At 72.1% G+C, this 18,911-nt stretch carries 13 protein-coding genes; 6 read left to right on the forward strand and 7 right to left on the reverse strand.

Going from position 1 to position 18,911, the window contains the following annotated elements:
* Positions 1 to 182: 182 nt before the first annotated feature.
* The gene (gene secA / locus AC3ET3_RS18905) at positions 183 to 3,029 is read left to right on the forward strand and encodes a preprotein translocase subunit SecA (protein ID WP_432158796.1); all 2,847 of its coding nucleotides are present in this window, start codon (positions 183 to 185) and stop codon (positions 3,027 to 3,029) included.
* Between the two features lie 220 nt (positions 3,030 to 3,249).
* Here secA and AC3ET3_RS18910 read toward each other — a convergent pair whose 3' ends face one another.
* Positions 3,250 to 4,347 (reverse strand): Rv3235 family protein, encoded by a 1,098-nt coding sequence (locus tag AC3ET3_RS18910; protein WP_488191832.1) that lies wholly within the window; start codon positions 4,345 to 4,347, stop codon positions 3,250 to 3,252.
* 299 nt (positions 4,348 to 4,646) lie between these two features.
* On the opposite strand from AC3ET3_RS18910, the gene AC3ET3_RS18915 reads away from it, so the two are divergent.
* Together AC3ET3_RS18915 and AC3ET3_RS18920 are read left to right on the forward strand one after the other, a co-directional pair.
* Positions 4,647 to 5,162, forward strand: coding sequence for a DUF6912 family protein (locus tag AC3ET3_RS18915; RefSeq protein WP_432133344.1), 516 nt, complete (start codon positions 4,647 to 4,649; stop codon positions 5,160 to 5,162).
* Between the two features lie 125 nt (positions 5,163 to 5,287).
* On the forward strand, positions 5,288 to 5,953 hold the full coding sequence (locus AC3ET3_RS18920; RefSeq protein ID WP_432133343.1) for an HAD family hydrolase: 666 nt from the start codon (positions 5,288 to 5,290) through the stop codon (positions 5,951 to 5,953).
* A 61-nt stretch (positions 5,954 to 6,014) separates the two neighbouring features.
* On the opposite strand, the gene AC3ET3_RS18925 is transcribed toward AC3ET3_RS18920, so the two are convergent.
* Complete coding sequence (locus AC3ET3_RS18925; protein ID WP_432133342.1) at positions 6,015 to 6,581, reverse strand: DJ-1/PfpI family protein; 567 nt, start codon at positions 6,579 to 6,581, stop codon at positions 6,015 to 6,017.
* Between the two features lie 697 nt (positions 6,582 to 7,278).
* Here AC3ET3_RS18925 and AC3ET3_RS18930 point away from each other — a divergent pair.
* Positions 7,279 to 12,237 carry an NAD-glutamate dehydrogenase gene (locus AC3ET3_RS18930; protein WP_435612519.1) on the forward strand — a complete coding sequence of 1,653 codons (4,959 nt, stop codon included), beginning with the start codon at positions 7,279 to 7,281 and terminating at the stop codon, positions 12,235 to 12,237.
* A gap of 79 nt (positions 12,238 to 12,316) precedes the next feature.
* Here the strand turns inward: AC3ET3_RS18930 and AC3ET3_RS18935 are convergent, their stop codons facing one another.
* Both AC3ET3_RS18935 and AC3ET3_RS18940 read right to left on the reverse strand, forming a co-directional pair.
* Positions 12,317 to 13,126, reverse strand: a complete 810-nt coding sequence (locus AC3ET3_RS18935) for an ABC transporter ATP-binding protein (protein ID WP_435612520.1) — start codon at positions 13,124 to 13,126, stop codon at positions 12,317 to 12,319.
* Positions 13,119 to 14,054: an ABC transporter permease gene (locus tag AC3ET3_RS18940; RefSeq protein ID WP_432133339.1), complete on the reverse strand. Its 936-nt coding sequence runs from the start codon at positions 14,052 to 14,054 to the stop codon at positions 13,119 to 13,121. The genes AC3ET3_RS18935 and AC3ET3_RS18940 overlap by 8 nt, the downstream gene beginning before the upstream one ends.
* A gap of 160 nt (positions 14,055 to 14,214) precedes the next feature.
* On the opposite strand from AC3ET3_RS18940, the gene AC3ET3_RS18945 reads away from it, so the two are divergent.
* The gene (locus AC3ET3_RS18945) at positions 14,215 to 14,850 is read left to right on the forward strand and encodes a TetR/AcrR family transcriptional regulator (protein WP_432133338.1); all 636 of its coding nucleotides are present in this window, start codon (positions 14,215 to 14,217) and stop codon (positions 14,848 to 14,850) included.
* 129 nt (positions 14,851 to 14,979) lie between these two features.
* Here the strand turns inward: AC3ET3_RS18945 and galE are convergent, their stop codons facing one another.
* Together galE and AC3ET3_RS18955 are read right to left on the reverse strand one after the other, a co-directional pair.
* On the reverse strand, positions 14,980 to 15,972 hold the full coding sequence (galE, locus tag AC3ET3_RS18950) for a UDP-glucose 4-epimerase GalE (protein ID WP_432133337.1): 993 nt from the start codon (positions 15,970 to 15,972) through the stop codon (positions 14,980 to 14,982).
* Between the two features lie 132 nt (positions 15,973 to 16,104).
* Positions 16,105 to 16,620, reverse strand: coding sequence for a MarR family winged helix-turn-helix transcriptional regulator (locus tag AC3ET3_RS18955; protein ID WP_432157351.1), 516 nt, complete (start codon positions 16,618 to 16,620; stop codon positions 16,105 to 16,107).
* Positions 16,621 to 16,779: 159 nt separating this feature from the next.
* Here AC3ET3_RS18955 and AC3ET3_RS18960 point away from each other — a divergent pair, with 159 nt between their 5' ends.
* Positions 16,780 to 17,193 carry an organic hydroperoxide resistance protein gene (locus tag AC3ET3_RS18960; RefSeq protein WP_432133335.1) on the forward strand — a complete coding sequence of 138 codons (414 nt, stop codon included), beginning with the start codon at positions 16,780 to 16,782 and terminating at the stop codon, positions 17,191 to 17,193.
* 72 nt (positions 17,194 to 17,265) lie between these two features.
* Here AC3ET3_RS18960 and AC3ET3_RS18965 read toward each other — a convergent pair whose 3' ends face one another.
* A complete protein-coding gene (locus AC3ET3_RS18965) occupies positions 17,266 to 18,849 on the reverse strand; it encodes a hypothetical protein (protein ID WP_432133334.1) in 1,584 nt (527 codons plus the stop codon).
* Positions 18,850 to 18,911: the final 62 nt, after the last annotated feature.

The raw sequence follows: 18,911 nt of genomic DNA on the forward strand, positions 1-18,911 counted from the left end.
CCCGTCCGTTGTCCTGTCAGAAGCGGTCGGCGAAGCGGTGATGGAGCGGTTGCGCGGCCGTGTGCGGTCCTCGTGGCGGCAGGCCTCCCGGCGCGGTGGGGTCCTCGCATACGATGGCCGTTGCTCAACAAGTCGAATCGAACCGACCGTCCCAGGCCCGACCGGCAAGGAGACCAACCCCCGTGTCCGTCCTCTCGAAGATCATGCGTGCAGGCGAAGGCAAGATCCTGCGCAAGCTGCACCGCATCGCGGACCAGGTCAACTCCATCGAAGAGGACTTCGTGGCCCTCTCCGACGCCGAGCTGCGGGCCCTCACCGATGAGTACAAGCAGCGGTACGAGGACGGGGAGAGCCTCGACGATCTGCTCCCCGAGGCGTTCGCGACGGTGCGTGAGGCCGCGAAGCGTGTCCTCGGCCAGCGTCACTACGACGTGCAGATCATGGGTGGGGCCGCCCTGCACCTCGGTTACGTGGCCGAGATGAAGACCGGTGAGGGCAAGACCCTCGTCGGCACCCTGCCGGCCTATCTGAACGCGCTGTCCGGCAAGGGCGTGCACCTGATCACGGTGAACGACTACCTGGCCGAGCGCGACTCGGAGATGATGGGCCGGGTCCACCGGTTCCTGGGCCTGAGCGTGGGCTGCATTCTGGCGAACATGACGCCGGCCCAGCGCCGTGAGCAGTACGCGTGCGACATCACGTACGGCACGAACAACGAGTTCGGTTTCGACTACCTGCGCGACAACATGGCGTGGTCGAAGGACGAGCTGGTGCAGCGCGGTCACAACTACGCGATCGTCGACGAGGTCGACTCCATCCTGATCGACGAGGCCCGCACGCCGTTGATCATTTCGGGTCCGGCGGACCAGGCGACCAAGTGGTACGGCGATTTCGCCAAGCTGGTCAAGCGCCTGAAGCGCGGCGAGGCGGGCAACCCGCTGAAGGGCATCGAGGAGACCGGCGACTACGACGTCGACGAGAAGAAGCGCACGGTCGCCATCCACGAGTCGGGTGTCGCCAAGGTCGAGGACTGGCTGGGCATCGACAACCTGTACGAGTCGGTGAACACGCCGCTCGTCGGCTACCTGAACAACGCCATCAAGGCCAAGGAGCTCTTCAAGAAGGACAAGGACTACGTCGTCATGGACGGCGAAGTCATGATCGTCGACGAGCACACCGGCCGTATCCTCGCGGGCCGCCGCTACAACGAGGGCATGCACCAGGCGATCGAGGCGAAGGAGGAGGTGCCGATCAAGGACGAGAACCAGACGCTCGCCACGATCACCCTCCAGAACTTCTTCCGCCTCTACAAGCGGCAGGACCACGCCGGCAAGGAGGTCCCGGGCCTGTCCGGCATGACCGGTACGGCCATGACCGAGGCCGCGGAGTTCCACCAGATCTACAAGCTCGGTGTGGTGCCGATCCCGACCAACCGGCCGATGGTCCGCGCTGACCAGTCGGACCTGATCTACCGCACCGAGGTCGCGAAGTTCGAGGCCGTCGTCGACGACATCGCGGAGAAGCACGAGAAGGGCCAGCCGATCCTGGTCGGCACCACCTCCGTGGAGAAGTCGGAGTACCTCTCGCAGCAGCTCAGCAAGCGCGGCGTCCAGCACGAGGTGCTGAACGCCAAGCACCACGAGCGTGAGGCGCAGATCGTCGCCCAGGCGGGCCGCAAGGGCTCGGTGACGGTGGCCACCAACATGGCCGGCCGTGGTACGGACATCAAGCTCGGCGGCAACCCCGAGGACCTCGCGGAGGCGGAGCTGCGTCAGCGCGGCCTCGACCCGGAGGAGCACATCGAGGAGTGGGCGGCGGCGCTGCCGGCCGCGCTGGAGCGGGCCGAGGCCGCGGTCAAGGCCGAGAAGGAAGAGGTAGAGGCGCTCGGCGGCCTGTACGTGCTGGGCACCGAGCGGCACGAGTCGCGGCGTATCGACAACCAGCTGCGCGGTCGTTCCGGCCGTCAGGGCGACCCGGGCGAGTCCCGGTTCTACCTGTCGCTGGGCGATGACCTGATGCGGCTGTTCAAGGCGCAGATGGTCGAGCGCGTGATGTCGATGGCGAACGTGCCGGACGACGTGCCGATCGAGAACAAGATGGTCACGCGGGCCATCGCGTCGGCGCAGTCGCAGGTGGAGACGCAGAACTTCGAGACGCGTAAGAACGTCCTGAAGTACGACGAGGTGCTCAACCGGCAGCGCGAGGTCATCTACGGTGAGCGGCGCCGCGTCCTGGAGGGCGAGGACCTGCACGAGCAGGTGCAGCACTTCATGGACGACACGATCGACGCCTATGTGCAGGCGGAGACCGCCGAGGGCTTCCCGGAGGACTGGGACCTGGACCGGCTGTGGAGCGCGTTCAAGCAGCTGTACCCGGTGAAGGTGACCGTCGAGGAGCTGGAGGAGGCGGCGGGCGACCGGGCCGGTCTGACCGCCGAGTTCATCGGTGAGTCCATCAAGGACGACATCCACGAGCAGTACCGGGCGCGGGAGGAGCAGCTCGGCTCGGAGATCATGCGTGAGCTGGAGCGCCGGGTCGTGCTGTCGGTGCTGGACCGCAAGTGGCGTGAGCACCTCTACGAGATGGACTACCTCCAGGAGGGCATCGGCCTGCGCGCGATGGCGCAGAAGGACCCGCTGGTGGAGTACCAGCGTGAGGGCTTCGACATGTTCTCCGCGATGATGGACGGCATCAAGGAGGAGTCGGTCGGCTACCTGTTCAACCTGGAGGTCCAGGTCGAGCAGCAGGTCGAGGAGGTTCCGGTCGAGGACGCCAAGCCGGTGGCCGACCTGGAGAAGCGGGACGCCGTGCCGGCGCAGGCGGGCGGGCGTCCGGAGATCCGGGCGAAGGGGCTGGACGCGCCGCAGCGCCGGAACCTGCACTTCTCCGCGCCGACCGTGGACGGCGAGGGCGGCACCATCGAGGGTGACTTCGCCGGTGACGAGGAGCCGGTGCGTTCCGAGGCGGACGGGCTCACCCGTGCCGAGCGCCGCAAGCAGGCCCGGGGCGGTCGGCGCCGCAAGAAGTAGGGCGTGTGGCGGCGCTCTCGGGTAGCGGGGCGCCGCTGCGGCGTCGTGGACGTGCTGAGGGGCCGGTCATCCCGTTGGGGGTGGCCGGCCCCTCGGCGTGCGGCCGGGGGTGACGGTTCGGACGTCCGGCCGTTCGGTCCCGCCGGGCTCGGTGGCCGGTTCCGCTGGGCGGGGCTGCCGGTCCCGCTGATGGTGCGCGATGGCCGGCGATGTGCGGTGGCTAGTCGTCGTGCGGGGCGGGGTGGCGGCGGGGGCCGCCGAGTTCCACGGCGGTGCAGCGCCAGCGCTGGTCGGGGCCGCGTTCCAGGCGGAAGGCCATGGCGCGCAGACGGTCGCCGGTGCCGATGCGAGCGAAGGCCTCCAGGGCGCCGGGGCGCGGTTCGTAGTAGCCGATGTCGCGGATGACGGGGCGCGGGCCATGGGCGGCGCGCAGGGGGCCGTGGGCGGCGAGGTGGGCGAGGTCGTCGTAGGCGGCGCCCATGGTGTGCCGGAGCATCGCGTGGACGGGGCTCCGGCCGCTGAGGACGGCGAGGAGTCGCTCGGCGAAGACGTCGGTGGGGCGCTGCTGGGGTACGGCGGGGCGGCGGGGCGCCGGGACCCTGGTCCCGGCGGGGGCCCGGCCGGGCGCGGCGGCGGGCCGGTTGTCGGCGGGCCGCGTCGTCGCGCGCGCGGGGCCGGCCGCCGGGCGCGCCGGCCTGCCACCGCCCGCCGCGGCGGGCGCCCGGCCTCCGGGGGCACGCGGGGGCGTTCCGCCCAGGGCGCGCGCGGCGGCGCCGGCGGCCGGGCCGCGCGCGCCCTGGCCGAGGGCGGCCGGGGGCGGGCTGTCCGTGCCGCCGCCCGGAGGGCTTGTCGGGGAGTGCGCGGAGGGGGGACGCGGGGCATCTTGGGGGCGGCTCCCGGAGGTGGCCGTGAGCGGGGCGCCAGGGCTGTCGGCGGAGTTGCGTGGTCCCGTATCCCCACGCGCGCCCCGGCCGCCGACGGGGGTGCCGCCGGGGGCGCGGGTGGAGGCGCCGTACGCGGGGCGCGGCCAGGGGGCGTCCGGGGCGTCGGGGGTGGGGCGTGCCGCGCGGGCGTGGGTGTGGGGCGGAGGGGGTGGGGCGGTGCCGCCTCCGGGTCCGGCCGGGGCGGCCCCCGGGGCGGCCCGTGAGGTGTCGGCCGGGGCGGCGGGGCCGGCCGGGTCGGCGCCCGGAGTGCGGGACGGCACCCCGGCGGGGCGGTTGTCGGTGGGCCGGTTGTCGGTGGGCCGGTTGGGCGGGCGGTGACGCCGGTGGGTCCTCGTCATGACCTTGTGCATGGTGATCCCCGTTCTGCTGAGCACGCTGCGCACCCGGTTGGTACCGGGGGGTAACTTCGCGATGGTGATCTTGTACGGGTTCGCAGGGTCCTGCGGCAAGGACACGGCGCGTCGGCGTCGGCGCAGCGGGGAATTCGCTTATCCGAGTGAGCGAGGCGGCGCGAGCCGCGCAACCGTGCGGCCTCGGCGGGTGAATTCCGGACGTCCGGTTGACGTGGGGGCGGGGGCGGGCCGGAACTCGAAAGGGGATCCCGCACGTATCCTGAGTCACCCGGAGCGCCCAGCGGGGTCTCCGCCCACGACGACCACGAAAGCGGCCAGCCATGCGCGTCTACGTCCCCCTGACCCTCCCCGGTCTCGCCGAGGCGCACAGGACGGGGGAGCTGGGGCCCGGGCCGCTGCTCGCCCACGCCGTCACGCCCGCGCTGCGCGAGTGGTACCTCTCCGACGACATCGAGGAACTGGAGTACGCGGCGCTGAGCCGGGCCGCGCTGGCCTCGCTGCGGCTGCTCGCGGCGGACCCGGCGGCCCCGCGCCGGCGGGTCGTGGTCGCGGTGGACGTGCCGGACGGCGCGGCGGCCGCCGACCCCGACCGCGGGTTGGATCCGGCCGCGCTCGGCGAGGTGCGGGTCGCGCAGGCAGTGCGGCTGGCCGAGGCCGCGTCGGTGCACGTCGACGCCGCCGACGCCGAGGCGGACGTCGCGGCCGCGGCGGGGGCGCTGCCGGCGGCGGACGGCGGTGACGACGACGCGCAGTTCGTGGTCGACGGGGCCGAGGACCACGAACTGCTGTGGTACGCCACACAGGAGATCGCGGGCCTGGTGGCTGCCGGGGAGTGACGGGCCGACGGGCCCGGCCCGCTCTGGTCTGACCGGCCCGCTCTGGTCTGACCGGCCCGCTCTCGACGGATCACCGGAATCCGAGTACCAGCATCGATGTCAGTGGCGGCGGGTAGGTTTGTCGCATGGGGAAGTCGGCAGCGGCCCACATCGTCTGGGACTGGAACGGGACCCTGTTCCACGACAACGAGGCCATCATCGGAGCGACGAACGCGGCTTTCGCGGAACTGGGCCTGGAACCGATCACGCTGGAGCGGTACCGGTCGCTGTACTGCGTGCCGGTGCCGAAGTTCTACGAGCGGCTGATGGGACGGCTGCCGACGGACGCCGAGTGGGAGGTCATGGACGAGGCCTTCCACCGCTACTACGCCGAGGAGCGGGCGCGGTGCGGTCTCGCCGAGGGCGTGGAGGTACTGCTCGCCGGGTGGCGGTCGGCGGGGCACAGCCAGTCGCTGCTCAGCATGTACGGGCACGAGGACCTGGTGCCGCTGGTGCGCGGGTTCGGGATCGAGCCGCACTTCGTACGCGTCGACGGGCGGACGGGACCGTCCGGCGGCAGCAAGGCGGAGCACATGGTGCGCCATCTCGGGGCGCTCGCCGGGGTGGACCCGGCGCGCACGGTGGTGATCGGCGACGCGGCGGACGACGCGTTGGCGGCGCGGCACGCCGGGGCGCGGGCGGTGCTCTACACCGGCGGTTCGCACAGCCGGACGAGCCTGGAAGGGGTGGGCGTACCGGTCGTGGACACGCTGGCGGAGGCGGTCGAGACGGCGGCGGAGCTGGCGGCCTGACCGTTCCTCCGCGGCGGGGGCGCCCGGCGGGAACAGAGCAGACCCCCCTCGCGCCCCCGACTCAGCTGACCGGTGCCTTCGCGCGCAGCACCGTGAGGAACTCGCGCATCCAGACCGGGTGGTCCGGCCAGGCGCGGGAGGAGACGAGGGTGCCGTCGACGACGGCCTCGGCATCCTGGAAGGTCGCGCCCGCGGTCTGCATGTCGATCTCCAGCGCCGGGTACGCGGTCACCCGGCGGCCGCTGAGCGCGTCCACGGCCGCGGTGAGGAGGGGGCCGTGGCAGATCTGCGCCACGGGTTTGTCGGAGTCGAAGAAGGACTTGAGGATCTTGCGGAGTTCAGGGTCGTTGCGCAGGTACTCCGGAGCACGGCCGCCGGGGACGACGACGGCGGCGTACTGGCCGGGGTCGACCTCGGAGAAGGCGAGGTCGGCGGGCCAGGTGTATCCCGGCTTCTCGGTGTAGGTGTCGAAGCCGGGCTCGAAGTCGTGGACGACGAACCGCAGCGTCTTGCGGGTGGGGGCGGCGATGTGCACCTCGTAGCCCTCCTCGAGAAGGCGCTGGTAGGGGTACAGGACCTCCAGGGACTCTGCTGCGTCGCCGGTGACGATGAGGATTTTCGCGGTCATGGTGCGGGACTCCTCCGTGGGTCGCGGGCCGTGGGCGGTGCCGTGGACCGTCCCGTGGGCGGTGTCGTGCGCGGTGCCGGCAGCCGTGCCCGGAGCCGTGCCGCGGACGCCGCCGCGGGCCGGGCTCCGCGCACTGCCAGGGGCAACGCGCCGGTTGCCGGCCCTCCTGCCGAGGGGCGCGGTCGCTTTCAGAGTGCGCCGACCGAGGTGGGCCCGTCGACCCCTGCCCCGCCGTCTCGCCGCCACCGCACATGTTCAGCCGCGGATCCCCTGTGCAGAACGTCAAAGTTCCGCCCCCTGTTTTGTACACATACGGCTCATGACGGGGCACCCGTAGGGAGCGATAGCCTTAGGGGCGTGATCAGCGCGATAGCTCGCGGGGGCGACGGTGCCCCTGCTCTGCGCCCGGCGTGTACGGACCGTCTCCGTCACCGGGCGGCGGTCGCTGGTCCTCACGGGCGGGTCGGGACCCTCAGGGGACCCCGGGCGCCGTACCCACCTCGGACGGGACCGGCGCCGACCGTGGCGCACCGGCCGCCGCGAGGTCAGGACAGGGCCGATGCCCGCCCGCTCATCTCCCCCCACGGCCCGGCGCCCGAGCGGAACGGACACCCCGCGCCGCGACGTCGTGCCGCAGGGGCAGAGACCGTACTTCTTTCTACGTCACGCAACGGCGCGCGACAGGAGCCAGAGGACAATGCAGACCAAGCTGGACGAAGCCAAGGCCGAGCTGCTCGAAAGGGCCGCCCGGGTCGCTGAGAACAGCCCGGTCGGGGGGCACCTACCGACCGGGACGACGGGCGAGGGCGCCCCGGACACCCCGGACACCGAATCCGTGCTCTCGTTCCTCCAGCGCTACTACCTGCACACCGCCGCGGAGGACCTGACCGACCGCGACCCGGTCGATGTCTTCGGAGCGGCGCTCTCGCACTACCGGCTGGCCGAGAACCGGCCGCAGGGCACCGCCAACGTCCGCGTGCACACCCCCACCGTCGAGGAGAACGGCTGGACGTGCAGCCACTCCGTCGTCGAGGTCGTCACCGACGACATGCCCTTCCTCGTCGACTCCGTCACCAACGAGCTGACCCGGCAGGGCCGCGGCATCCACCTCGTCATCCACCCGCAGGTCGTCGTGCGGCGGGATGTGACCGGCAAGCTCGTCGAGGTGCTCGGCACCCCGCCGCCGGCCGCCACGCTGCCCCACGACGCCCACGTCGAGTCCTGGATCCACGTCGAGACCGACCGGGAGACCGACCGCGCCGACCTCAAGCAGATCACCGCCGATCTGCTGCGCGTCCTGTCCGACGTCCGGGAGGCCGTCGAGGACTGGGAGAAGATGCGCGACGCCGCGCTGCGCATCGCCGAGGACCTGGAGGAGGAGTCCGTCCCGGGCGACCTGCCCGGCCCCGACATCGAGGAGGCCCGCGAGCTGCTGCGCTGGCTCGCCGCCGACCACTTCACCTTCCTCGGCTACCGCGAGTACCAGCTGCGCGAGGACGACTCGCTGGCCGCGGTGCCCGGCACCGGCCTCGGCATACTGCGCTCCGACCCGCACCACGCCGACGACGAGAGCCACCCTGTCAGCCCCTCCTTCGAGCGGCTGCCCGCCGACGCCCGCGCCAAGGCCCGCGAGCACAAGCTGCTCGTGCTGACCAAGGCCAACAGCCGGGCCACCGTGCACCGCCCCTCCTACCTGGACTACGTCGGCGTCAAGAAGTTCGACGCCGAGGGCAACGTCGTCGGTGAGCGGCGCTTCCTCGGACTGTTCTCCTCGGCCGCCTACACCGAGTCGGTGCTGCGCGTGCCGGTCATCCGGCGCAAGGTCGACGCCGTCCTCAAGGGCGCCGGCTTCTCGCCCAACAGCCACGACGGGCGCGACCTGCTCCAGATCATGGAGACGTACCCGCGCGACGAGCTGTTCCAGACGCCGGTCGACGAGCTGCGCTCCATCGTGACGTCGGTGCTGTACCTGCAGGAGCGCCGCCGGCTGCGGCTGTACCTGCGCCAGGACGAGTACGGCCGCTACTACTCGGCGCTGGTCTACCTGCCCCGGGACCGCTACACCACCGGTGTGCGACTGCGGATCATCGACATCCTCAAGGAGGAGCTCGGCGGCACCAGCGTCGACTTCACCGCCTGGAACACCGAGTCGATCCTGTCCCGGCTGCACTTCGTGGTGCGGGTCCCGCAGGGCACCGAGCTGCCCGAGCTCAGCGACCGCGACAAGGAGCGCATCGAGGCGCGGCTGGTGGAGGCCGCCCGCTCCTGGGCCGACGGATTCACCGAGGCGCTGGGCGCCGAGTTCGGCGAGGAGCGCGCCGCCGAGCTGCTGCGCCGCTACAACAACGCCTTCCCCGAGGGCTACAAGGCCGACCACACCCCTCGTGCGGCGGTCGCCGACCTGGTCCACCTCGAACAGCTCGACGAGCAGTGCGACTTCGCGCTCAGCCTGTACGAGCCGGTGGGCGCCGCACCCGACGAGCGCCGCTTCAAGATCTACCGCAAGGGCGACTCCGTCTCCCTGTCGGCGGTCCTGCCGGTCCTGAACCGGCTCGGCGTCGAGGTCATCGACGAACGGCCGTACGAGCTGCGCTGCGCCGACCGCAGCCACGCGTGGATCTACGACTTCGGCATGCGCATCCCCAGGTCGATGCTCGCCAAGGCGGCCAACGGAAGCGGCGACTACCTCGCCGACGACGCCCGTGAGCGCTTCCAGGAGGCGTTCGCCGCGACCTGGACCGGCAAGGCGGAGAACGACGGCTTCAACGCGCTCGTGCTGGGCGCCGGGCTGACCTGGCGGCAGGCGATGGTGCTGCGCGCGTACGCCAAGTACCTGCGCCAGGCCGGTTCCACGTTCAGCCAGGACTACATGGAGGACACCCTCCGTACGAACGTCCACACCACCCGGCTGCTGGTCTCCCTGTTCGAGGCGCGGATGTCGCCGGACCGGCAGCGGGCCGGCCACGAGATCGTGGACGCGCTGCTGGAGGAGGTGGAGGCGGCGCTCGACCAGGTGGCCTCGCTGGACGAGGACCGCATCCTGCGGTCGTTCCTCACCGTCATCAAGGCGACGCTGCGCACCAACTTCTTCCAGGAGACCGAGGACGGCACGCCGCACGACTACGTCTCCATGAAGTTCGACCCGCAGGCCATCCCGGACCTGCCGGCGCCGCGCCCGGCGTACGAGATCTGGGTGTACTCGCCGCGCGTCGAGGGCGTGCACCTGCGGTTCGGGAAGGTTGCGCGCGGCGGTCTGCGCTGGTCGGACCGGCGGGAGGACTTCCGCACCGAGATCCTCGGCCTGGTCAAGGCGCAGATGGTGAAGAACACCGTCATCGTGCCGGTCGGCGCCAAGGGCGGGTTCGTCGCCAAGCAGCTGCCGGACCCGGCGGCGGACCGCGACGCGTGGCTCGCCGAGGGCGTCGCCAGCTACCGGACGTTCATCTCGGCGCTGCTCGACATCACCGACAACATGGTGGCGGGCGAGGTCGTCCCGCCCACCGGAGTGGTCCGGCACGACGGTGACGACACCTACCTGGTGGTCGCCGCCGACAAGGGCACGGCGACGTTCTCCGACATCGCCAACGAGGTCGCGCAGTCGTACGACTTCTGGCTGGGCGACGCGTTCGCCTCCGGCGGCTCGGCGGGCTACGACCACAAGGGCATGGGCATCACCGCGCGCGGCGCCTGGGAGTCCGTCAAGCGGCACTTCCGCGAGCTGGGCGTGGACACGCAGAGCGAGGACTTCACGGTCGTCGGCGTCGGCGACATGTCCGGTGACGTGTTCGGCAACGGCATGCTGCTGTCGGAGCACATCCGGCTGGTCGCCGCGTTCGACCACCGGCACATCTTCATCGACCCGGACCCGGACGCGGCGACCTCGTACGCCGAGCGCCGCCGCCTGTTCGAGCTGCCGCGTTCCAGCTGGGCGGACTACGACACGGAGCTGCTGTCGGCGGGCGGCGGGGTGTTCCCGCGCAGTGCGAAGGCCATCGCGCTGAACAGCCACATCCGTGAGGCCCTCGGCATCGAGGACAAGATCGCCAAGATGACGCCGGCCGACCTGATGCGGGCGATCCTCACGGCCCCGGTGGACCTGCTGTGGAACGGCGGCATCGGCACGTACGTCAAGGCGGCCTCGGAGTCCCACGCGGACGTCGGCGACAAGGCCAACGACGCCATCCGCGTCGACGGCGCCGACCTGCGGGTGAAGGTCGTCGGCGAGGGCGGCAACCTGGGGCTGACCCAGCTGGGCCGCATCGAGTTCGCGCAGACCGGCGGCAAGGTCAACACCGACGCCATCGACAACAGCGCGGGCGTGGACACCTCCGACCACGAGGTGAACATCAAGATCCTGCTCAACGGGGTGGTCACCGACGGCGACATGACCGTCAAGCAGCGCAACAAGCTGCTCGCCGAGATGACCGACGAGGTGGGCGGGCTCGTCCTGCGCAACAACTACGCGCAGAACACGGCGATCGCCAACGCGCTCGCCCAGTCCAAGGACATGCTGCACGCGCAGCAGCGCTTCATGAAGCACCTGGTGCGCGAGGGCCACCTCGACCGGGCGCTGGAGTTCCTGCCCACCGACCGGCAGATCCGTGAGCGGCTCGCCGCCGGGCAGGGCCTGACCGGTCCGGAGACCGCCGTCCTGCTCGCGTACACGAAGATCACGGTCTCCGAGGAGCTGCTGGCGACCTCGCTGCCCGAGGACCCCCACCTGCGCGGGCTGCTGTACGCGTACTTCCCGACGGCGCTGCGCGAGCGGTTCTCCGAGCACATCGAGAGCCACCCGCTGCGCCGCGAGATCACCACGACCGTGCTGGTCAACGACACCGTCAACACCGGCGGTACGACGTACCTGCACCGGCTGCGGGAGGAGACCGGGGCCTCGCTGGAGGAGATCGTGCGGGCGCAGACCGTGGCCCGGACGATCTTCCGGCAGGCCCCGGTGTGGGACGGGGTCGAGGCGCTCGACAACCGGGTCGAGGCCGACGTGCTGACCCGGATCCGGCTGCATTCGCGGCGTCTCGTCGAGCGCGGCACGCGCTGGCTGCTGAACAACCGGCCGCAGCCGCTGGAGCTGGCCGAGACGGTCGACTTCTTCGCCGACCGGGTCGAGCAGGTGTGGACGCAGCTGCCGAAGCTGCTGCGCGGCGCGGACCTGGACTGGTACCAGCAGATCTACGACGAGCTGACCGGCTCCGGCGTCACCGACGAGCTGGCGACGCGGGTGGCCGGGTTTTCCTCGGCGTTCCCGACGCTGGACATCGTCTCCGTGGGCGACCGCATGGGCCGGGACCCGCTGGACGTCGCCGAGGTGTACTACGACCTCGCGGACCGGCTGCACATCACCCAGCTCATGGACCGCATCATCGAGCTGCCGCGCAGCGACCGCTGGCAGTCCATGGCCCGTGCCTCCATCCGTGAGGACCTGTACGCGGCGCACGCGGCGCTGACGGCGGACGTCCTGGCCGTCGGCAACGGCACTTCCACGCCGGAGCAGCGGTTCAAGGCGTGGGAGCAGAAGAACGCCGCGATCCTGGGCCGGGCGCGGGCGACCCTGGAGGAGATCCGCAGCTCGGAGACGTTCGACCTGGCCAACCTGTCGGTCGCCATGCGGACGATGCGCACCCTGCTGCGTACGCATTCCTGACCGTCGGCGTCGTGACGACGGGGGCGCCCCGGCCGTGTCGGCCGGGGCGCCCCCGCTCGTGTGTGGGCCGGGTGGCGGGTCAGGCCGCTTTCCTGCCGACGTTGGTGAACTTCTCGTACTCGCGCATGACCTCGTCCGTGGGGCCGTCCATGCGCAGTTCGCCGCGCTCCAGCCACAGCACCCGCTGACAGGTGTCGCGGATGGTGCCGTTGCTGTGGCTGACCAGGAACACGGTGCCTGCGTGCGCGCGCATCTCGCGGATGCGGTCGGCCGAGCGGGCCTGGAACCTGGCGTCGCCGGTGGCGAGGGCCTCGTCGATGAGCAGGACGTCGTGGTCCTTGGCGGCGGCGATGGAGAAGCGCAGCCGCGAGCCCATGCCGGAGGAGTAGGTGCGCATGGGCAGGGAGATGAAGTCGCCCTTGTCGTTGATCCCGGAGAAGTCGACGATCTCCTGGTAACGGGCCCTGATCTGCTCGCGGGACATGCCCATGGCCAGGCCGCCGAGGTGGACGTTGCGTTCGCCGGTCAGGTCGCCCATGAGGGCGGCGTTGACGCCGAGGAGGGAGGGCTGGCCGTCGGTGTAGATCCTGCCGCGCTCCACGGGGAGCAGGCCGGCGACGGCCTTCAGCAGGGTCGACTTGCCGGATCCGTTGGTGCCGATCAGGCCGATGGCCTCGCCCTTGTAGGCGACGAAGGACACGTTCTTCACGGCGTGCACCAGGCGGGTGCCGGAGGCCTTCTCGACCGGTCCGCGGCGCATGATGCGACTGAGCGCGGCGGTCGCCGAACCCCGGCCGGCGGACGCGCCGTTGACGCGGTAGACGATGTCGACGCCGTCGGCGACGACGGTGGGGACGGGCTCGTCGGGGTGCGCGGTGCTGTCAGCCACGGCCGTACGTCTCCTCAGCCTTCCAGAAGTAGATGAAGCCGCCGACGCCCGCGAGGAGCGCCCAGCCGGCCGCGGTCAGCCACACGTGGGGCGGCAGCTGGTCCGCGTGGAAGCTGTCGATGAGGGCGAACCGCATCAGGTCGATGTAGAGGGCGCCGGGGTTGGCCCGCAGCAGTTCCACGGCCCAGCCGGGCAGGTCGGCGTGGTTCCTGACGATGTTGTCGATGCTGAACATGACGCCCGACGCGTACATCCAGGTGCGCAGGACGAAGGGCATCAGCTGGGCGATGTCCGGGGTCCTGGCGCCGAGGCGGGCCATCACCATCGCCAGACCGGTGTTGAACACGAACTGAAGGGTCAGCGCCGGTACCACCAGCAGCCAGGACGGGGCGGGGGGCACCCCGACCGCGAACAGGATGACCAGCAGGGCGCACATCGAGAACAGCAGCTGCTGCAGTTGCTGCAGGCAGAACGAGATCGGCAGCGCGGCCCGGGGGAAGTGCAGGGCGCGCACCAGGCCGATGTTCCCGGAGATCGCCCGGGTGCCGGCGAGGATCGAGCTCTGGGTGAAGGTCCACACGAACACGCCGGTGACCAGGAAGGGGACGAAGTCCGCGATGCCGTCCCGGGTGCCCATGAGGACGCCGAAGATGAAGTAGTAGACCGCCGCGTTGAGCAGCGGCGTCATCACCTGCCAGATCTGGCCGAGCTTCGCCTGGCTGTACTGGGCGGTGAGCTTGGCGGTGGCGAACGCGGTGATGAAGTGGCGCCGCGCCCACAACTGGCGGACGTACTCCGGCAGGGACGGCCGGGCGCCGCTGACGGAGAGGCCGTGGCGGGCCGCCAGGGCGGCGAGGTCTTCGTGCGGGGGGTGGTGCGGGGGATCAAGGACCGTCGCAGGGGGCGGTGTGTCGAGGACCTGAGTCACATCCGCTGCTTTCGCTCGGTGGGGGAGGGGGCGCGCGTTTCTCTTCCCGTTTTCTTCCCGCGCTCTTACGTCGGGACGGGTCCGTATCGTCGCAACGGGAGCGTATGCCCGCCTGCGTCGGAACGCAACCGTATCGTCGTAACGCCCTATGCTGGGCGGCATGACGACGAACGCCGCGAACGCCGACGGACCCCAGCCACGTCCGCGCCGCCGGAGCCCCGCGGGTGCGGCCGTGCTGCGGGAGGACGTGACGCAGGCCATCCGGGCGGCCGTCTTCGAGGAACTGGCCGCCGCCGGCTACGCGCGGATGTCGATCGAGGGCATCGCCCGCCGCGCCGGCGTCGGCAAGACGGCCGTCTACCGCCGCTGGCGTTCGAAGCTGCACCTCGTCCTGGACGTGGTGTCGGCGATCGCCGTGCAGGGCCTGCCCGCCCCGGAGACCGGCAGCCTGGAGGGCGATCTGCGGATGCTGTACGAGGTGACGTCGCGGGCGCTGCGCCACCCCGTGGCCTCGCAGATCATCCCCGACCTGCAGGCCGAGGCGGCCCGCAGCCCGGAGATCGCCGAGGCCCTGCAGAAGGCGCTGCGGGACGGACAGGAGGGCGTCGCGGTGAAGATCGTCGCGGCGGCGCAGGGGCGCGGCGAGGTCCGTGCGGGCGCGGACGGGGAACTGGCCCTGGACCTGATCTCCGGCCCCCTCTACTGGCGCTCCGTCGTCATCCGCAGCCCCCGCCTGCCCAAGGACTACCTCGCCACCCTGGCCCGCACCACCACGGCCGCCCTCAAGGCGCTCTGACCCCCCACTCGGCACCGGCGCCAGCAGCAGCACCGGCGCCATCACCGGCACCAGCACCGGCGCCAGCACCAGCACCGGCGCGCCATCACCGGCACCGGCACCAGCACCGGCACCGGCGGCAGAAGGGCTCTAGACCAGTGCCGCCTCCGGATGGCGGCGGATCCAGCCCTCCCAGGCGGAGACGACCATGTCCTGGACGTCGTACTTGGCGGTCCAGCCCAGTTCGGTGGCGGCGCGGTCGGCGGAGGCGACGACGCGGGGCGGGTCGCCGGGGCGGCGCGGGGTGACGGTGGGCGGCCGGTCGTAGCCCGTGACGGCGTTGATCAGGTCGATCATCTCGCGCACCGACACGCCCTCACCCCGCCCGATGTTGAGGGTGAGGTGGCGGCCGGGCGAGAACTGCAGGGCGCGGGCGGTGGCCACATGCGCCTCCGCCAGGTCGACGACGTGGATGTAGTCGCGGACGCAGGTGCCGTCGGGTGTGGGGTAGTCGTCGCCGAAGATGCGCGGCGGGGCGTTCTCCGTGAGCCTCTCGAAGACCATCGGGACGATGTTGGAGACACCGGTGTCGGCCAGCTCGGGGCTCGCCGCGCCCGCGACGTTGAAGTAACGCAGTGAGGCGGTGGACAGCCCGGTCGCCCGGCCCACGGCGCGCACCATCCACTCGCCGGCCAGCTTCGTCTCGCCGTACGGCGACAGCGGCACGCACGGCGTCTCCTCCGTCACCAGCGCGTCGTTCCCCGCTGTGTGCGGCATGCCGTACACAGCGGCCGAGGAGGAGAAGACGAACGACGGGACGCCGGCGGCGACCACCGCCTCCAGCAGGACGCGCAGGCCCTCCACGTTCTCGCGGTAGTAGTGCAGCGGCCGGTCCATCGACTCGCCGATCCGTTTGCGCGCCGCCAGATGGACGACCCCGGTGACGCCGTGATCGGCGAGGGCGTCGGCCACGCGCCCGCCGTCCAGGATCGAGCCCACCACCAGCGGCACGCCCTGCGGAACCCGGTCGGCGGCGCCCGCCGACAGGTCGTCGTACACCACCGCCCGCTCGCCGGCCTCGGTCATGGCCCGTGCGACGTGGGAGCCGATGTATCCGGCGCCGCCTGTGATCAGCCAGGTCATCCGCGGTCGTTCCCCTCGTCGGTCGGCTTCGGTGGCCCCCCGGCTGCGGTGTTGCTCAGGGTCACAGTGAAGCAGGGGGCGCGGCGGCCCGCAGGGTCACGCCCCCGCGTGACGCGGCGCGGGACCGCCCGCTCACCCCGCCGTCCCCTCCGCGGCGGCCGGTGCGGCCGTCGGGGCCCCCGTGGCGTCCACCGCCGCGTCCAGCGCGGCGGTCAGCGTGTCCAGGCGCTCGCGCAGCGCGCGGATCTGGTCGACGTCGAAGCCGGTCGCCTCGACGATGCGGTGCGGGACCCCGGCCGCCCGCCGGCGCAGCGCCGTGCCCTCGGCGGTCGGCCGGACCACCACCGAGCGCTCGTCGCGGGCGCTGCGCTCGCGCACCACCAGACCGGCCGCCTCCAGCCGCTTGAGCAGCGGGGACAGCGTGCCGGAGTCCAGTCGCAGGTGGGCCCCCAGCTCCTTGACCGGCAGTTCGCCCTCCTCCCAGAGCACGAGCATCACCAGGTACTGCGGGTAGGTCAGCCCGAGGTCCTTGAGGATCACCCGGTAGACGCCGTTGAAGGCGCGCGAGGCGGCGTGCAGGGAGAAGCAGATCTGCCGGTCAAGGCGCAGCCAGTTCTGCTCGTCGAGGGGTGGCGGGGTCGCGCTCATGTCTCCAGGGTAGCGCTGCGCGCCATTCGGTTGTGTGCAATTTAATTGTGTGCTCTACTTGTGGTCGCACGGACCGCCCGGCCCGCCGGAACCCGGTCCGGACACTCGATCCATCCGGACACCCGGTCCGGACACCGACTCAAGAGGGATGGTTCATCCATGGACGCGCTCTACACCGCCGTCGCCACCGCCACCCACGGCCGCGAGGGCCGGGCCGTCTCCTCCGACGGCACGATCGACCTCGCCCTCGCCATGCCGGTGGAACTCGGAGGCAACGGGCAGGGCACCAACCCCGAGCAGCTGTTCGCCGCCGGCTACGCGGCCTGCTTCGGCAGCGCCCTCGGCCTCGTCGGCCGCCAGGCCAAGGTCGACGTGAGCGAGGCCGCCGTCACCGCCGAGGTCGGCATAGGCAAGCAGGGCGAGGGCTTCGGGCTGCAGGTGACGCTGCGCGTCGAACTCCCCGACACCGTGGACGAGCCGACCGGCCGCAAGCTCGTCGAGCAGGCCCACCAGGTCTGCCCCTACTCCAACGCCACCCGCGGCAACATCGAGGTCGACCTCGTCATCGAGTAGGCCGTGCCGGGGCGACGGGGGAACCCGCCCCGGCACCGACGGACCGGCCTCACCCGGGGGCGGCGGACGGGCTCAGCCCACGCGGGCCAGCACCTCCCCCGTCCGCTCGCTCCACGCCACCACCACCGCCTCGGCCGGCACCCGCTGCCACCGGGTCAGCAGCAGCCAGCGGATGTGGCGGCGCTCGGCGATGGCCGCGCGCTCCGCGCGGGTCGAGGCCGGCGACAGGTACGCGCGCATGTCCGCCAGCCGCCGCAGCCGCTCCCGTTCGTCGACGGCCGCGTCCGGCCAGGCCGGCGCGGCGAGGTTCGGCCCGTACCCGGCGATGGCGTGCATCGCGTAGTACCCGTCGGTGACCACCACCTCGCCGGGCCGGATGTAGCGGGCCGCCCAGTCGTACGCCGGCCAGTGCGGCGGCTGCTCGAAACCCACCGGGTCCAGGGCGCGCGGTACCACCGCACCCGCCTGCACCGTCCCGAACCCCAGCACGGCCGCCCCGGCCGCGGCCACGCCCAGCACCCGGCGCGCCGGACGCCACGGCCGGGGCGCCGCCAGCTCCACGGCCAGCGCGAACTGCGGCGCCACCAGCGTCAGACCGAGGATGCGGCCGTAGGTGTAGTGACCGCTGACCCAGCCGTACGTCACCACCAGCACGTCCAGCGCGAACATCAGCACCAGCGGATCCCGCAGCGCGGACAGCGCCGGCCCGCCCGGCGAGGCGGCCCGGCGCGCCCGCGCCCACAGGGCCGGCAGCCCCAGCAGCGCCAGCCAGAAGTGCCCGGCCAGGCCGTCGTAGAGCCGCCGGTGCATCGCGTCCACGCTGGTGTCGCCGGCCAGCGCGAACACGTCGAAGTAGGGCCAGCCGGCCGCCAGCACCACGGCCACCGCCCCGGTGAGCGCCCAGCGGCCGGCCACCGCCGCGCCCCACCCGCGCTGCCATCCGGCGACACACGCGAGCGCGCCCAGCACCGCCGCCACCGCCGTGATCGGGTGGACCAGCAGGATCAGCCCGTACAGGCCGCCCAGCCCCGCGTACCCGATCAGGCCGCGCCGCCCGCTCGGGCCGACGAACCGCACCCGCCGGGCGTCCCGCGCCCGCGCTCCGGTCAGCGCCCACGCCCAGAAGGCGAGGCCGATGGCGAAGGTGGACGGATAGCCGAGGTTGCCGGTCATCGACATCAGCCCGAGGAAGCCGCTCCACCAGGCCCGCTCGGTGCCCCACAGCAGGGTCATCGCGGCCAGCGCCAGTACCGGCGCCCACGGCCGGGGCGTCAGCACCCGCACGAACCGCCCGACGCCCGTCAGCAGCACCAGCAGGTTCACCGGGCCCGCCACCCGCAGCACCGCCCAGCCGGACAGCCCGGTCAGCCGGGCGAGGACGCCCTCGGCCACCGCGTACGGCGAGTAGTAGGGGCTGCCCGCGCCCGGCAGGTCCGCGGTGGGGTGGCGCGGATGCCACAGGTCGGCCGCGAGCCGTTCGACGACCGCGGCGTGCTGGCCGGCGTCGCAGCACAGCGGCACCCGCCAGTACGCCAGCGTCATCACCAGCAGGAACAGGCCTCCGGCGGCCTGGTACGGGCTCGGACGCCACCGGGGGCCGCCGCGCAGCGCCGTCGCACCGCGCACCGGCCGCCGGATCAGGACACCGGCGCTCACCGGACGGACCGCGAAAGGGAGGTAGGGCGCATTGGCCGTATGTTCCCGTCCCGGTCAACGGC

It is taken from the genome of Streptomyces sp. bgisy159, from assembly GCF_057707805.1.

Excerpts from the sequence above, each read along its gene's own strand:
- AC3ET3_RS18915 (WP_432133344.1), top strand. The coding sequence starts at position 4,647 with ATGCGCGTCTACGTCCCCCTGACCCTCCCCGGTCTCGCCGAGGCGCAC.
- AC3ET3_RS18920 (WP_432133343.1), top strand. The coding sequence starts at position 5,288 with ATGGGGAAGTCGGCAGCGGCCCACATCGTCTGGGACTGGAACGGGACC.
- AC3ET3_RS18925 (WP_432133342.1), bottom strand. The coding sequence starts at position 6,581 with ATGACCGCGAAAATCCTCATCGTCACCGGCGACGCAGCAGAGTCCCTG.
- AC3ET3_RS18930 (WP_435612519.1), top strand. The coding sequence starts at position 7,279 with ATGCAGACCAAGCTGGACGAAGCCAAGGCCGAGCTGCTCGAAAGGGCC.
- AC3ET3_RS18945 (WP_432133338.1), top strand. The coding sequence starts at position 14,215 with ATGACGACGAACGCCGCGAACGCCGACGGACCCCAGCCACGTCCGCGC.
- galE (WP_432133337.1), bottom strand. The coding sequence starts at position 15,972 with ATGACCTGGCTGATCACAGGCGGCGCCGGATACATCGGCTCCCACGTC.
- AC3ET3_RS18955 (WP_432157351.1), bottom strand. The coding sequence starts at position 16,620 with ATGAGCGCGACCCCGCCACCCCTCGACGAGCAGAACTGGCTGCGCCTT.
- AC3ET3_RS18960 (WP_432133335.1), top strand. The coding sequence starts at position 16,780 with ATGGACGCGCTCTACACCGCCGTCGCCACCGCCACCCACGGCCGCGAG.